Below are 14,424 nucleotides of genomic sequence, written 5' to 3'. Positions count from 1 at the left end.
TTTTTATCCTTTTAAATTTAAAACGAGGCTTGCAACTGCTCCGTTTGCACCCTCTCTATTTTTGATAGATATCTCAGCGTCAAGTGCCTGTGCTGCACCTTTTGCGAGAAATAGTCCAAGTCCAGCACCACCTTTGTTGCCGTATCTTTTAAATGGAGCAAACAAGTCCTTGCTCTCATCTATGCCCACGCCCTCGTCGGTTACTTCGATGATAAATTTGCTCTTTTCAAGCCTTGAGCTAATGGTAATGGTGCTATTTTTTGGAGAAAATTTGATAGCATTTTGGACGAAATTTTGCACGATGTGAGTTAGTAGGCTAGTTTGGATGTTGAGATTTAAAATTTCAGGTTTTAGATCGAGTACGAGATTTTTTTCTTCACCTTTTGCGAGCACCTCGTAGTTTTTTCCTAGTTTTTTCAAAAATGCGATCACGTCGGTATTTACTGGCTCTTCAAACTGCGCACCCTCTTGACGGCCTATCTCAAGGACTGAGCCTATCATCGCATTCATGCCGTTGATCGCTTCGTTGTTTGATTTTAGCGCTTCTATATATTTTTCGCTATCTCTTGGTTTTAAAAGTGTCACTTCGTTTTTGGTTTTCATAACGGCAAGCGGCGTCTTTAGCTCGTGAGCAACGCCTACAAAGAGCTCTTTTTGGTATAAAACGAAAGTTTGTATGCGAGAGATCAGCCTATTTATGCTATTGCCAAGTGGTAAAAACTCGTCTGGCAAGCTTTTGATATCGATCTCTTTTAGAAATTTCTCATCTAAATTTGTAAGCTTGTGACTTAAAATTTTTATAGGTATTAAAAGCATTCTTGATAAAAATAGTGCATAAAATAGCACCAAAAGTATCGCTGTGACATTTACGATTATAATATCTATAAAAATTTCTTCTACTATCTGGCTTTGAAGCGTCGTCTCTTTCTCTAGGACTAAGTAGTTACTATCATCTAGCCTTGTTGTTAGCGTGGTTGTGCTCTCATCTTTTATCTTTTGCATCACAAGGTAGGGCTTTTCACCTTTAAGCTCGCCTGCTTTTATGGTGGCTAGAGTTTTGTTTGGGGTTTCTATAGTAAAAGTTTTTAGATTGTTTGGATTAAAATTTTGAGGATTGTTTTTGTAAGATATGGCTTGCTGGTTTAGCTCGCTAACTACACTTTGAAAAACGGTGACTCTTATGTAGTGATAGAGCATCACCGAAACAACGGCAATTAGCATCATCGCACCAGACGCTAATTGCAGTATAAATCTATTTCTTAAGCTTTTTTGGGAAAGCAAAATCTATATCCGCGTCTTCTAACAGTTTCTATTGTTGAAATATTTAGCGGTTTGTCCATTTTTTGGCGGATTTGGTTGATAGCAACCTCGATAACGTTTGGAGTTACAAGCTCTGGCTCTTCCCAGATAGCGTCAAGTAGTTGCTCTTTAGATACGATCTGATCTGAGTGTCTTGCAAGGTGAGTTAATACCTCAAATGGCTTACCTTTTAACTCGATGTCGCGACCAAGGTATGTGATCTTCTCTTCATCTGGGTTGATGATAAGCTCGTCTATCTTGATGATATTTGTGCCACCAAAGCGTAGTCTGGCCTCAAGTCTAGCTACTAAAATGTCAAAATCAAACGGCTTTTTGATGTAGTCATCAGCGCCAGCTCTAAGTGCTTTTATCTCGCTCTCTTTGTCGTCTTTTGCAGAAAGAACTACGACTGAAGTGCGTGGAGATTTATGTTTTATGATGTTTATAAGATCAACGCCGTCGCCATCTTGAAGCATCCAGTCAGTCAAAACTAGGTCGTAGTTTCTGATGCCGATGTAGTACTCAGCGTCTTTGAAATTTTCAGAGCTATCTGTCTGATAACCAAACTCTTGCAACCCCTCAGCAATCGTCTTATTTAGCGTTACTTCGTCTTCTACTATTAAAATACGCATTTCTTTTCCTTAAACTAAAATTTATGGTCGATTGTATCATAAATTAAGAAATATTTCAAGATACTTTAATAAATTTTTAAAAAATAGTGCTGATTTTTGCACCGACAATTGCATTTGGTAAAATCTCGGTTTTTAAAATCTCCATATCCAAGCTAGTAAGCGAGCCAAACCTCTCTTTTAGCGCTTTGCAGGTTGCTTCCAGTGACTCTTCTACGCTTTGAAATTTCATCTCATTGTAAAATTCTTTTATAAAATCAGCCACCAAAACATAATCAATCAAGCTAGTCGAGCGAAATTCTAAGCTTACTTTTACCTCTTGCTTTGCAACTCGCTCAAAGTCAAACATCCCGATGACAGTTTGAAATTTGTAATCTTTAATGATCGTTGTTATTTCACTTTTCATACTACTTTTTGCTCCTTGCCTGAAAGCAGGCGAACGATATTTGGTATGTGCTTATAAACTACCAAAAATGCGATGATAAGGATCGGCGCGTGAGTGTAAATTTCATCAAGCTCTGGGTGGATGATGAAGCTTGATGCGATGAGAGCTATCAGCGCGCATAGCGAGGCTAGAGAGCTTATCTTTAAAAACTTACCAACCAAAAACCAAACGACAAGAGCGATTATTATCTCAACTGGTAAGAAAAATGCAAGTACGCCAGCTCCGGTTGCCACGCCTTTGCCGCCTTGAAAGCCTAAAAATATAGAAAAACAATGCCCCACAACGCTTAAAACCGCCATCGTCCAAAGCGTACTTTGGCTTGCACCAAGAGAAGAGGCTACGATGAGTGGCAAAACGCCTTTTAACACGTCACAAACTACGGTTAAAATGGCTAGCTTTTTGGCGAGTTTTGGGTTAGTTTGCTTTAAAACCCTTAAAACATTTGTCGCACCTATGCTTTTGCTACCCTCTTTTTTTATATCAACATGTCCAAAAATTTTTGCTAGTATGAGCCCTGATGGGATGCTGCCAAGCAGGTAGCTAATGGCATAAAGTATTAAATTTTGCATATTTTACCTTTTAAATTTAAAGAGAAATGATAATAAAAAAATACTAATTTTTTTATAAATCATCTCCACAAAAGCACGACTTTTTCGTCGTAGATGTCGCTTTTCTTTGGTGAAATTTGTGTTTCATTTATCGTGATGTTTTTAATATCATTTGCCTCTTTTAGTGCATCGCACTCTTTTGCAAATTTCTCTTCAAGCTCGCTTATGGCCAAATTTATATCATTTACGCTTTGCTCGCTAAGCTTGACGTCGCTTCGCTCTTTTAAGACCTTGTTTGCGCTTCTAGCACTTGATGCGATCTTGCCGGCGTTTTGGCGAGATAAGAGCTTGTTGCCAAATATCGCTCCAAATATGCTTGCGCCTATATTTATAGCTGCGTCAAGGCCGCTTGCTGTCATATCTTTTTGCTCTTTATCAAGCTTTGCAAGGGCTTTGTTTAGCTTGTCTTGCAAGCTTTTTTGCTCTTTTTCAAATTTAGCCGTGAGCTTTGCGGTTTGCTCTTCTAAAATTTCATTGCACTTATCCTGAAGCCTTATGAAAAACTCCTCTTTTGACTCGTTTTCTTTTGAGTAAATTCCCATCGCCTCAAAGGTGTTAAATTTGAAATTTCTATACAAAAACTCTTTAAAATCTTTCTCTAAAGCGTCAAAATTTTTAGCGCTCGTTATGAAATTTGGCACAGCAGCAAAGCTTGCACCGCTTGGTTCATTTTCGCTCGCATCAACGTGCATGCCTTCGCTAGCCTCGCTCCAGTTTGGCTCTTTGTCGTTTTCACTAAGCTCGTAAAGATAGCTCACCTCACAAACGCTATCTATGCCTTTTTTGGCGTCATAAATTCTCACTTTTGCGCTTGCTAGTAAATTTGGTGTGAGGCTTTTTGAGCTAGCATAAAGCTGCGTGATCGCATTTGAGATGATAGGCTTTGCACTAAATTTCATCTCGCTTTTATCTATATTTTGGCTGTTTAAATTCTCTTTTTTATCTTTCATTAAATTTGAAATTTGCTCACGGCTTAGCGGGCCTTTTAGATAGCTAAGTGCCCAGCGCGTGGAGATGACATTTAAGCCGTCCTCGTTTATATTTTTGAGTAAGAAATTTCTTTTGGCTAAATTTGATATGAGATTTTCAAGTGAGGCTTTGTCTAGGTTTGAGCCTGCGATGCCGCTTAGGCCGTCGATCACGCGGGCTTTATCCTGCGCTGTTTGGAGGCGACCGATGAACCAAGTGCCGATGTTGCTAAGGCCTTTGTAGTCAAGATCGACCGGGTTTTGCGTGCTTAAAACGCAGCCAAGACCAAATGCACGGGCTTGTTTTAAAAGCGTGAGCATAGGCGTTTTTGACGGCGGATTTGCGTTTGGCGGGAAAAAGCCAAAAATTTCATCCATATATAGGATCGCTCTAAGTGAGCTAGTGCCCTCTGTGCCACGCATCCACGCGATGATCTCGTTTAGTAAAAGCGTGACAAAAAACATCCTCTCAGCGTCATTTAGGTGTGAGATCGTAAAGATATTGCACTTTGCTTTGCCATTTTCGTCAAAAAGCATCTTTGAAATTTCAAGTCTAACGCCCTGCGTCCAGCCCTTAAAACTTGGGCTTGCGATGAGTGCGTTTATCTTTATGGCAAGCTTTAGACGCTCACTGCTTGGATAGAAGGTATCCACGTCAAAAACGCCTATCTTTTTAAACGGCGGATTTGCTATGAAATTTATGAGCTCTTCGATGCTGACGTCTTTTTGCTCTTTAAATTTGCTCTCAAATATAGTGGATATTAGCAGCTGTTCTTTTGAGCTCATATCCTCAGAACTCATGCCAATAAGCGAGAGCACTGACGCTGCGAGTGAATTTATATAGTTGCTAAAAATTTCTTCGTCACTAATATTTGGGCAAGCAAAGTCGCTAAGTAGTGCCACGCCTATGCCAGATGAGCTTTTTGGTGTGTAGATGTTAAAGCTAGCACTATCTTTTAAAATTTTTACGCGCTCAAGGTCTTGAAAGCTAGACTCTATGCCGTTTCTCCAAAGCTCGGCCTGAGAGGCGGCAAATTCCTCTACGCTTTGACCTTTGTTTGCCGCTTCTGCTTCATCGGCATAAGGTAAAAAATCCTCCGCTCTCATCTGCGGAAAGGTGAGGGCTAAATTTGTGATGTCGCCCTTTGGATCGATGATGATAGAGGGGATGTTGTCTATGCAGGCCTCTTCTAAAAGCGTGATACCAAGGCCTGTTTTGCCGCTACCAGTCATACCAATGATGGCTGCATGGGTGGTTAGGTCCTTGTTTTTATAAAAAAATGGCTCTTTGTCTTTTAGTCCGATGTAAAAAAGTTTTAAATTTTCTTGTATGGTTTTCACTAATTGCCTTATTCGTATAAATTTATGCGTGAGCGAAGCTCGTCAAGCGTCTCTTTGACGCGCTTTTGCGTGAAGTCTTTTATCGTTTTGTCATCATCAACTAGCTGCATGCAGTATCTGATGTAGCCCTTGTATGCTAGCTCTGTGACAAGTTTTAGCTTTAAGGAGACATTTTTTACTTCATCTGGTGAGAGCAAGATGTCAAAATTTGCCTCTAACTCTTCGCCGTCTTTAAAATTTGTAGCTTGTGAGCTCAATATACTTATGCCGCCCTCTGAGATGTCGTAAAGGCTGCCAACAAGCTCGCCTTGCTCTCCTTTTAGAGAAATTTTGGTAAAGCGGTTTGGTAAGACGCGCTGGAATTTTCTCTTGTTTGCATGCATGGTCGCTGTGCGCGAGAAATTTGAAAGAGTGACGCTTTTATCGGCGATATTGTAGTCAATGATGTCGGCGCGAAGTTGCTTTGAGAAGAAGCTATTTGGTAGGATGAAGCCCTTACCATCTTGCTTCATGGCTAAAATTTGCATCATATCTACGCGAAAAACGACGCTATCTTCTTTAACTTCTAAAATTTCGGCTTCGTATTTTATATTTAGTCCGTCGTATAAATTTAAAAATTCAGGGCGGACCTTGGCGTTTTTCATGCGTGTAAATGTGTTGATCGGATCTTCGTAGAAAAATGAGCCAGTATCGATCATCTCTTTTACTGTGGTCTCTTGATGATTTTCGGCGTTATATAAAATTTCTTTCAACCTTGAGACGGCATTTACAAAGTAGCCCACATAGACTGCATCGTCGCAGGCGTGACTAAAATTTAGTGTCAAATTTAAAAGTAGGAAATTTATCAGCTCGTCTTTCGCGTTTAGTTTTGGTATTAGGCTGTTTAAGTCGTCGCGAATTTGTGTGGCATTTGGTTTTTGGATGAGTAGCGCATCAAATATACTCTCAAGGCAAATTTTCATCTGCTCGTGTGGCACCACAAGGGTTAATTGTCTGCAAAATTTGATGCCCTCATCTATAAATTTAGCTCTTAAACCAAGTATGCAATCCTCGCAATTTTCGACAAGTTCTTGCCTGCCCTTAAACTCCATGGGGTCTCCAAAAAAGGTTATTTATTAAAACATTGCTATCATATATAAAGTTATATTAAAAAAATATTTAAATTTGTGTAGAGAGAGAATTTCTAGGCAAAGCTGCCTAGAAATTTGAATAATTATAGTTTGCTTTCGTTGTGTGAAAGGTAGTCAGCAACACCTTCAGTGCTTGGTTTCATACCAGAATCACCTTTGTGCCAGCCAGCTGGGCAAACTTCGCCGTGCTCATTTGTAAATAGCATAGTATCTACCATTCTGATCATCTCGTCGATGTTTCTGCCAAGTGGTAGGTCATTTATAACTGCGTGGCGAACTGTGCCATCTTTGTCAAGTAGGAATGAACCGCGAAGTGCCACGCCAGCGTCTTCTAGAAGTACGTCAAAGCCACGAGCGATTGATTTTGTCATGTCAGCTACGATTGGGAAGCGAACTTTGCCGATACCGCCTTTATTTACTGGAGTCTCTTTCCATGCAAAGTGTGAGAACTGGTTGTCGCAAGAAACTGCGATAACTTCGATACCGCGTGACTTGAACTCGTCGTATCTTTTATCAAACGCGATGATCTCGCTTGGGCAAACAAATGTAAAGTCCATTGGGTAGAAAAATACAACAGCGCCCTTTTCGCCGATGTTTTTGTAGAGGTTGAAATCATTTACAATTTGATTGTTTCCTAAAACTGCTGCAGCTGTAAAGTCAGGTGCTTTTTTTGTTACTAACATTTTTTCTCCTTAATAATAAATTTTATTGATTGCGAAATTATATCCATAAAAATTTAAATTCTAATTAAATAGATCTGAAAATTTAAAACATTGTAATTTTAATATGCATTTGAAAATGAATGGAAATTTTTAAAAATTTATAGAGGGTGTTGTAGAAATTTTATTAAATTTAGAGTTTTGGGTGCAAAAGCGGCTATTTAGAGATCGCTAAAATTTTTTCCGCCAAATTTTAGTATCGCTGAACCCCAAGTAAAGCCACCACCAAATGCGTCAAGAAGTAAAACTGAACCATTTTTAATGCGTCCATCCTCGTAAGCATCATTCATCGCCATCGGGATCGAAGCAGAGCTTGTGTTGCCGTATTTTGCAACCGTCAAAACGCACTGCTCGTCGGTGAAATTTAGCCTGTTTTTTACGGCGTCTATTATCCTGATATTTGCTTGATGAGGTATGAAAAAGTCGATATCTTCGCTTTGCATTTTGTTTGCGTGTAAAATTTCTATCACGCTTTTGCTAAGCGTTTGAACTGCTATCTTAAAGACCTCATTTCCGCTCATGTGAATGAAATTTAGCCTATTTTTTAGCGTCTCTTCGCTAGCTGGAAATGCACTGCCACATCCTGGAGTTATCAAAAGCTCAGCCTGTCTGCCATCGCTTGCAGTGTGGATGTCAATGATCTCGTTTTCTTCGCTCGCACTTATCACAGCAGCACCAGCTCCGTCACCAAAAAGTATGCAAGTGCTTCTATCTGTGTAGTCGATCATCGAGCTTAGTTTTTCAGCTCCTATGATCAAAACATTTTTCTTAGCACCACTTGTAATAAGGGAATTTGCAAGCTCCAAAAGATAGATAAAGCCAGTGCAAGCCGCACTTATGTCAAAAGCTGTGATGCCAAAATTTAAATCCAAATTTGCAGCTATCTTACAAGCGGTTGAAGGCATGCAAAGATGATCTGGAGATATCGTAGCGCATATCACTGCATCGATTTGTGATTTTTCAAGGCCTGATCGCTTTATAGCTAGCTCGGCAGCTTTTGTGCCAAGATCGCTTGTTATCTCAGTCGTTGCGATATGTCTTTGCTCTATACCGGTTCGCTTCACTATCCACTCATCGCTCGTGTCGACCATTTTTTCAAAATCAAAATTTGTTAAAATTTTTTCTGGGACATATGACGCAATGGAGATCAATGAAGCTTTTGGCATATTTTACCTTGCAAAGTGTGAAAGTTCTTCTTCTATAACTTTATTTATATTCGAGTTAGCAAATTTAATTGCTTGAAAGATTGCATTTTTTATAGCTTTTGAGTTACTTTTGCCGTGACTTATGATGACGCAGCCATTTACGCCAAGAAGCGGAGCACCGCCATACTCATCGTAACTGACCTGTTTTTTTAGAGTTTTGAAAACTTTTCTCATAAGTACTGATCCAGCCATAGCAAGGGGTGATTTTTTGACTTGCTTTTTGATGATCTTGCCTATGGCATCAGCGACGCCTTCGCTCGTTTTTAATAGGATATTTCCCATAAAACCGTCGCAGACCATGACATCAATGCTACCATCAAAAATTTGATTGCCCTCTGCATTGCCAACAAAGCTATCAAGTCTAGAAACTAGTTTAAAAGCCTCTTTGCTGACTTCATTGCCTTTACTCTCTTCTTCGCCATTTGACAAAAGACCTACTTTTGGCTCTTTTCTGCCTAAAATTTCTTTTGCATAGGCTTCACCCATTATGGCAAATTGAAACAAGTGTTCGCTTCTGCAATCAACATTTGCGCCAACATCCAAAACCAAAGTAGCTGTCTCTTTTGAATTAGGCATAAGTGTTGCGATCGCTGGACGAGATACATTTTTTAATCTACCAACTCTTAATGTAGCTAAACTCATAGTAGCACCGCTGTGACCAGCAGAAACGACAGCATCGACTTCTTTTTCTTTTAAAAGTTCAACAGCTTTGTAGATCGTGCTATCTTTTCTTTTTAGTGCGTCTGTTGCTCCGTCAGCCATAGAGATGACTTCAGTAGCTTCTATAAATTCTATATTTTTTAAATAGGGTTGTGGGATGAGCGGTTTTATGGCATTGCTATCGCCAACTAATACAGCTTTAAATTCTGTCTCTTTTAGTGCTTCAATAACGCCAGATATTATAGGATCTGCACCAAAATCACCACCCATAGCATCAATAGCAATGCGAATCATATTTTAGTATTCACCTGTTGTTTTGTTTATGCGGTGAGGCATTTTCCAAGAACCATCTTTGTCTTTTACAGGCACTGGAAGTGTAACTTTGTAATGTGTTCTACGTTTTGCTGCACGAGAATGACTCACTCTACGCTTTGGTACTGCCATTTTACTCTCCTTTATAAATTTTTACATTTTTCACAATAAAAATAATCGCTCTTAAAAGCTTCTAGCTCACTTTCAAAAACTTCTTTTAAATCAATATTGCCATCAAAAAATTCAACCGTATCGCTAAGCTCGTTTTCTCTGTCTTTATAGACACCATCGCTTAAATTTAGCTCTACGTCTTGATCGACTGGCAACATAAATTCATCACCGCATCGATCGCAAATATATTTTATCTCACCCTTTATGGTGCCTTGACATTTTACCAAAAAAGAGTCTTTTCTTTTTAAAATTCCACTAAAAATTAGATCATTGTTTCTTACTAGCTCAAAGTTTATCTCTTTGTTTGCTATTTTAGAAAATGGAATAATCAAATTTTAGTCCAAAATTAGCAAATTTCTCTTGAAGCAAAGAAGAAATTTATCTCATTTACAGCGTTTTCTAGGCTGTCGCTTCCGTGAACTGCATTTGCGTCAATGCTATCAGCAAAATCAGCTCTGATAGTGCCAGGAGCTGCTTCTTTTGGGTTGGTTGCGCCCATTAGCTCGCGGTTTTTAGCAACTGCATTTTCGCCCTCTAAAACCATAACTACGACTGGTCCGCTTACCATAAAATCAACTAGATCGTTGAAGAAAGGTCTATCTTTATGAACTGCATAAAATGCTTTTGCATCGCATTTGCTAAGTTTGATTTTCTTTGCAGCTGCGATTCTTAAGCCGTTGCTTTCAAATCTATCTATAATCTTTCCAACAACATTTTTCTTAACAGCGTCAGGCTTAATAATAGAAAGTGTTCTTTGCATAAATTTTCCTTAAAATTTAGGTTATTTAAATGAAGTTGGCAATTATATCAAATAAAGCTTAAAAATAAAATAGGCTCAAATTTGAGCCTAAATTTTGTAAATTTATTGGATAACTGGAGTGCTGCCAGTGCGAGCGTCAGCACCGATTTGATCACGTGAAGGTTGTCCTGCTACTACGGCGTCCCAAACGATGCATCCATCAGTTGGACAGGCAGATGCACAGGCTGGCTCATCGTTGTAGCCTACGCACTCAACGCATTTGTTTGAATAAACATAGTATGTATCTGCTCCAGTTGGGTTGTCGCTATCATCTACAATAGCTGAAACTGGGCACTCATCGATGCATGAGCCACAGCTTATGCATATATCGGTTATTTTTACAGACATTTTTTCTCCTTAAATAAAATTTTGGCGTAGAATATCAAAAAAAACTGAAAATGATATAAATATACTCTTAAATTTTCATAGCACGCTTAATTTCTCTAAACTACTTTATAAAGTTTTTATCACTTTTAGACTAAATTTACAGATTAAAATTTTAAAAAGGTCGTATAAATTTAATGAATGATACTATAAAAATAACTGGTGCAAGAGAGCACAATCTTAAAAATTTAAACCTTGAAATTCCTAAAAATAAATTAGTAGTTTTTACTGGTCTTAGTGGCAGTGGCAAGAGCACACTAGCCTTTGACACGCTCTATGCTGAGGGGCAGCGCAGATATATGGAGAGCCTTAGTAGCTACGCTAGGCAGTTTTTAGACCGCGTGGGCAAGCCTGACGTCGATAAGATTGAGGGTTTAACGCCTGCTATTGCGATCGATCAAAAGACAACCTCTAAAAACCCTCGCTCAACGGTTGGCACGATCACTGAAATTTATGATTATCTAAGGCTTTTATACGCAAGAGTGGGCGTGCAACACTGCCATAAGTGCGGCAAACCTATCTCAAAAATGAGTGCGAGCGACATCATAAATGAAATTTCAAAGCTCCCACTTGGCGCAAAAGTGATCATCTATGCGCCGCTAGTTCGTGAGAAAAAGGGTGCATGGGCGGACTTGATAGAAAATTTACGCCAAAAAGGCTTTGTTAGAGCACAGATAGATGGCGTAGTGGTGAGGCTTGATGAGGAGATCGAGCTTGCAAAAACGAAAAAACATACGATAAAGGTTATCGTTGATAGGATCGCTATCGATGAGCAAAATCACGAACGCCTTGCAAGCGACGTGGAAAAGGCGCTAAATGAGAGCTTTGGCGAGGTCGAGATAGAGATCGCAAATGCCGACGAGCTGGGCTTAAAAGAGAGTTTTATACATTACAGCGAGCACATGGCTTGTTTTGACTGCAAAATTTCATTTACGCCGCTTGAGCCGCTAAGCTTCAGCTTTAACTCGCCAAAGGGTGCTTGCGAGCACTGCGACGGACTTGGTATAAGGTATAGCCTAGATATGAGCAAGATCATCGACGAGGAAAAGTCGATAGAAAACGGTGCTATCAAGCTACTTTACGGTTACAATATGAGCTATTACTATAAATTTTTACTTGCTTTTTGTGAGCAAAATGAGATCGACATTAAAAAGCCTTATTATGAGCTTAGTGAAGATGAAAAAAGGCTCGTTTTATACGGCAACGTCAAGGAGGTTTCGTTTTTTTGGAAGCGGAACAAACTGCTTAGAAAATTTGACGGAGTGGTTAAAATTTCACACGGACTTTTGAAGGATTACAAAGACTTTGATGAGTATATGAGTGAGAAAATTTGTGACGCTTGTAATGGCCACAGGTTAAAGCCTCAAAGTCTAGCGGTCAAGGTCGCTGGCCTTGGGCTTGGTGAAATTTTGGATATGAGTATAGAAAATTGCACTGCTTTTTTCTCAAATGAGAAAAATTTTGCCTATCTTAGCGACTATGACAAGGCGATCGCAAAACCTATCTTAAAAGAGATCAACGAAAGGCTTTTCTTTTTGTACGACGTAGGGCTTGGCTACTTGTCGCTTGGGCGTGATGCTAGGACGATCAGCGGTGGCGAGGCACAGCGCATCAGGATCGCAAGCCAGATAGGAAGCGGGCTAAGTGGCGTCATGTATGTGCTTGATGAGCCAAGTATCGGCCTGCACGAGCGAGATACTCTAAAACTTATAAAAACGCTTAGAAATTTGCAAGCCAAAGGCAACTCCGTAATCGTCGTCGAGCATGATAAAAAGACGATAGAAGAGGCTGACTATATCGTAGATATCGGCCCTGGAGCTGGTAAATTTGGCGGTAGTGTGGTCTTTGCAGGCACGGCAAAAGAGCTTTTAAGCTCAAACACCCAGACTGCACAATACATAAATGGTAAGAAAAAGATCGACTATCAAAAAAATAGAAAAGCTGAGAAGTGGCTTGAAATTTCAAATGTAAATATCAACAATATCTCAAATTTAACCGCTAAATTTCCACTTAGAAATTTAGTTGGCATCACCGGTGTCTCAGGATCTGGTAAGAGCTCGCTAGTGCTTCAGACCTTGCTTCCAGAGGCTCAGGAGCAGCTAAATAGAGCCAAAAAAGTAAAAAAGATAGCTGGGGTAAATTTAAGCGGACTTGAGAATTTAGACAAGGTCATATACCTCGATCAAAGCCCGATAGGCCGCACTCCACGCTCAAATCCAGCGACATACACTGGCGTGATGGATGAGATAAGAAATTTGTTTGCGCAGACCAAAGAGGCTAAACTTAGGGGCTATAAAATAGGGCGCTTTAGCTTCAACGTCAAAGGTGGGCGCTGCGAGAAGTGTCAAGGCGAGGGCGAGATCACGATCGAGATGCACTTTTTGCCTGACATTAACGTGGTTTGTGACGTTTGTAATGGCGCCAGATATAACGCTCAGACCTTGGAAATTTTATACAAAGGCAAAAACATCGCCGAGGTGCTAAATATGAGCATTGATGAGGCGGTTGAGTTCTTTAAGGCTGTGCCAAAGATCGCTTCAAAGCTCACGACACTGCAAGACGTGGGGCTTGGCTACATCACGCTTGGACAGAATGCAGTCACACTTAGCGGCGGCGAGGCGCAGCGCGTAAAGCTAGCAAAGGAGCTTAGTAGAAGTGACACTGGAAATACGCTTTATATCCTTGATGAGCCAACGACGGGACTTCATTTTGCTGACGTAGATAGGCTTGTAAAGGTGCTAAATCACCTAGTTGATCTTGGAAATTCTGTTTTTGTGATCGAGCATAATATGGACGTCATCAAAAACTGCGACTATATCGTAGATATGGGACCAGAAGGCGGCGCAAAAGGCGGTAAAGTAATAGCGTGTGGCAATGTAAAAGAGGTGGCTAAAAACTACAAAAAAACTGGCAGCTACACAGGGGAATTTCTAGCGCAAGAGCTTGCTTTATTAAAAGCGAAATAAAATAAATTTAATAGTTTGGTGTTTGTCTAAAATGCCAAGCTATATATAATAAGTAAGATAAATTAAATTTGTTAAATTTTTAGTAGATTTAAAAAGAAAAAGGGGCGAATGCCCCTGGGATTATGCAGCTGGATAAACAGATACTTTTTTTCTGTTTTTATCAAGTCTTTCAAATTTTACAAAGCCATCGACTAATGCAAAAATAGTGTGATCTTTGCCAAGACCTACGTTATTTCCAGCGTGAGTTGCTGTTCCTCTTTGGCGGATGATTATATTTCCAGCACGAACGAACTCGCCACCAAATTTCTTAACACCTAATCGGCGTCCGATACTATCACGGTTATTTTGGGTTGAACCTTGACCTTTTTTGTGTGCCATATCTTATCTCCTTAAGCTGCGATACTTACGACTTTTACACGTGTAAATTGTCTTCTAAAGCCGCGTTTTAGTTTTGAGTCTTTACGTCTGCGTTTTTTGTAGATAACTACTTTTTTGTCTTTGCCTTCATTAACGACCTCAAGAACAACTTTTGCACCCTTAACAAATGGCGCACCTACCTTTACTTCGCCGTCGTTTACAGCTAAAACTTCTGTAATCTCAACGGTTGATTTAGCTTCAGCGCTAAAGTGATCTAGCTTAAGGAACTCGCCCTCGCTAACACGATATTGCTTACCACCATGCTTAAATATAGCGTATTTTGACATACTCTACCTTTCTAAATTTGGTAAGACCAAAAAGCACTTTTTTGCAAAAGATTTATGGAGCTTTGTTGGTTGTAAGGTGTGAAT

General features: G+C 39.7%; 16 protein-coding genes. 1 reads left to right on the top strand and 15 read right to left on the bottom strand.

Annotated elements, in window-relative coordinates:
• Nucleotides 1-3: 3 nt before the first annotated feature.
• From CVT08_RS07985 to CVT08_RS07925, 13 genes are all read right to left on the bottom strand, one after another.
• Nucleotides 4-1,221: a sensor histidine kinase gene (locus CVT08_RS07985; protein WP_196381040.1), complete on the bottom strand. Its 1,218-nt coding sequence runs from the start codon at nucleotides 1,219-1,221 to the stop codon at nucleotides 4-6.
• Nucleotides 1,222-1,259: 38 nt separating this feature from the next.
• The gene (gene hsrA / locus CVT08_RS07980) at nucleotides 1,260-1,931 is read right to left on the bottom strand and encodes a homeostatic response regulator transcription factor HsrA (protein WP_002942555.1); all 672 of its coding nucleotides are present in this window, start codon (nucleotides 1,929-1,931) and stop codon (nucleotides 1,260-1,262) included.
• 76 nt (nucleotides 1,932-2,007) lie between these two features.
• Nucleotides 2,008-2,334, bottom strand: coding sequence for a dihydroneopterin aldolase (locus tag CVT08_RS07975; RefSeq protein WP_107855846.1), 327 nt, complete (start codon nucleotides 2,332-2,334; stop codon nucleotides 2,008-2,010).
• The gene (gene plsY, locus CVT08_RS07970) at nucleotides 2,331-2,942 is read right to left on the bottom strand and encodes a glycerol-3-phosphate 1-O-acyltransferase PlsY (RefSeq protein ID WP_107855847.1); all 612 of its coding nucleotides are present in this window, start codon (nucleotides 2,940-2,942) and stop codon (nucleotides 2,331-2,333) included. The genes CVT08_RS07975 and plsY overlap by 4 nt, the downstream gene beginning before the upstream one ends.
• A gap of 59 nt (nucleotides 2,943-3,001) precedes the next feature.
• Nucleotides 3,002-5,290 carry an ATP-binding protein gene (locus tag CVT08_RS07965; RefSeq protein WP_107855848.1) on the bottom strand — a complete coding sequence of 763 codons (2,289 nt, stop codon included), beginning with the start codon at nucleotides 5,288-5,290 and terminating at the stop codon, nucleotides 3,002-3,004.
• Nucleotides 5,291-5,298: 8 nt separating this feature from the next.
• Complete coding sequence (locus CVT08_RS07960) at nucleotides 5,299-6,381, bottom strand: PilZ domain-containing protein (RefSeq protein ID WP_103567624.1); 1,083 nt, start codon at nucleotides 6,379-6,381, stop codon at nucleotides 5,299-5,301.
• A 122-nt stretch (nucleotides 6,382-6,503) separates the two neighbouring features.
• Entirely contained in the window at nucleotides 6,504-7,103 is a 600-nt protein-coding gene (locus CVT08_RS07955) for a peroxiredoxin (RefSeq protein WP_021086863.1), read from the bottom strand.
• 197 nt (nucleotides 7,104-7,300) lie between these two features.
• Nucleotides 7,301-8,305 (bottom strand): beta-ketoacyl-ACP synthase III, encoded by a 1,005-nt coding sequence (locus CVT08_RS07950; RefSeq protein ID WP_107855849.1) that lies wholly within the window; start codon nucleotides 8,303-8,305, stop codon nucleotides 7,301-7,303.
• A 3-nt stretch (nucleotides 8,306-8,308) separates the two neighbouring features.
• Nucleotides 8,309-9,298: a phosphate acyltransferase PlsX gene (gene plsX, locus CVT08_RS07945; RefSeq protein ID WP_009294377.1), complete on the bottom strand. Its 990-nt coding sequence runs from the start codon at nucleotides 9,296-9,298 to the stop codon at nucleotides 8,309-8,311.
• A gap of 3 nt (nucleotides 9,299-9,301) precedes the next feature.
• Nucleotides 9,302-9,448 carry a 50S ribosomal protein L32 gene (rpmF, locus tag CVT08_RS07940; protein WP_002942540.1) on the bottom strand — a complete coding sequence of 49 codons (147 nt, stop codon included), beginning with the start codon at nucleotides 9,446-9,448 and terminating at the stop codon, nucleotides 9,302-9,304.
• Between the two features lie 11 nt (nucleotides 9,449-9,459).
• Nucleotides 9,460-9,819: a hypothetical protein gene (locus CVT08_RS07935; protein ID WP_107855850.1), complete on the bottom strand. Its 360-nt coding sequence runs from the start codon at nucleotides 9,817-9,819 to the stop codon at nucleotides 9,460-9,462.
• A 14-nt stretch (nucleotides 9,820-9,833) separates the two neighbouring features.
• Nucleotides 9,834-10,247, bottom strand: a complete 414-nt coding sequence (gene ndk, locus CVT08_RS07930) for a nucleoside-diphosphate kinase (RefSeq protein WP_002942517.1) — start codon at nucleotides 10,245-10,247, stop codon at nucleotides 9,834-9,836.
• Between the two features lie 102 nt (nucleotides 10,248-10,349).
• The gene (locus tag CVT08_RS07925; protein ID WP_002942606.1) at nucleotides 10,350-10,634 is read right to left on the bottom strand and encodes an NADH-quinone oxidoreductase subunit I; all 285 of its coding nucleotides are present in this window, start codon (nucleotides 10,632-10,634) and stop codon (nucleotides 10,350-10,352) included.
• A gap of 173 nt (nucleotides 10,635-10,807) precedes the next feature.
• Here CVT08_RS07925 and uvrA point away from each other — a divergent pair, with 173 nt between their 5' ends.
• The gene (gene uvrA, locus CVT08_RS07920; protein WP_107855851.1) at nucleotides 10,808-13,636 is read left to right on the top strand and encodes an excinuclease ABC subunit UvrA; all 2,829 of its coding nucleotides are present in this window, start codon (nucleotides 10,808-10,810) and stop codon (nucleotides 13,634-13,636) included.
• 120 nt (nucleotides 13,637-13,756) lie between these two features.
• Here uvrA and rpmA read toward each other — a convergent pair whose 3' ends face one another.
• Both rpmA and rplU read right to left on the bottom strand, forming a co-directional pair.
• Complete coding sequence (gene rpmA, locus CVT08_RS07915; protein ID WP_002942569.1) at nucleotides 13,757-14,014, bottom strand: 50S ribosomal protein L27; 258 nt, start codon at nucleotides 14,012-14,014, stop codon at nucleotides 13,757-13,759.
• Between the two features lie 11 nt (nucleotides 14,015-14,025).
• A complete protein-coding gene (rplU, locus tag CVT08_RS07910) occupies nucleotides 14,026-14,340 on the bottom strand; it encodes a 50S ribosomal protein L21 (RefSeq protein WP_002942523.1) in 315 nt (104 codons plus the stop codon).
• Nucleotides 14,341-14,424: the final 84 nt, after the last annotated feature.

This window comes from Campylobacter concisus (assembly GCF_003048835.2).
In the GTDB taxonomy this organism is placed as follows: Bacteria; Campylobacterota; Campylobacteria; order Campylobacterales; family Campylobacteraceae; genus Campylobacter_A; species Campylobacter_A concisus_D.
The sequence above is the reverse complement of the archived record's forward strand: the minus strand, read 5'-3'. Positions and strand labels throughout refer to the sequence as shown.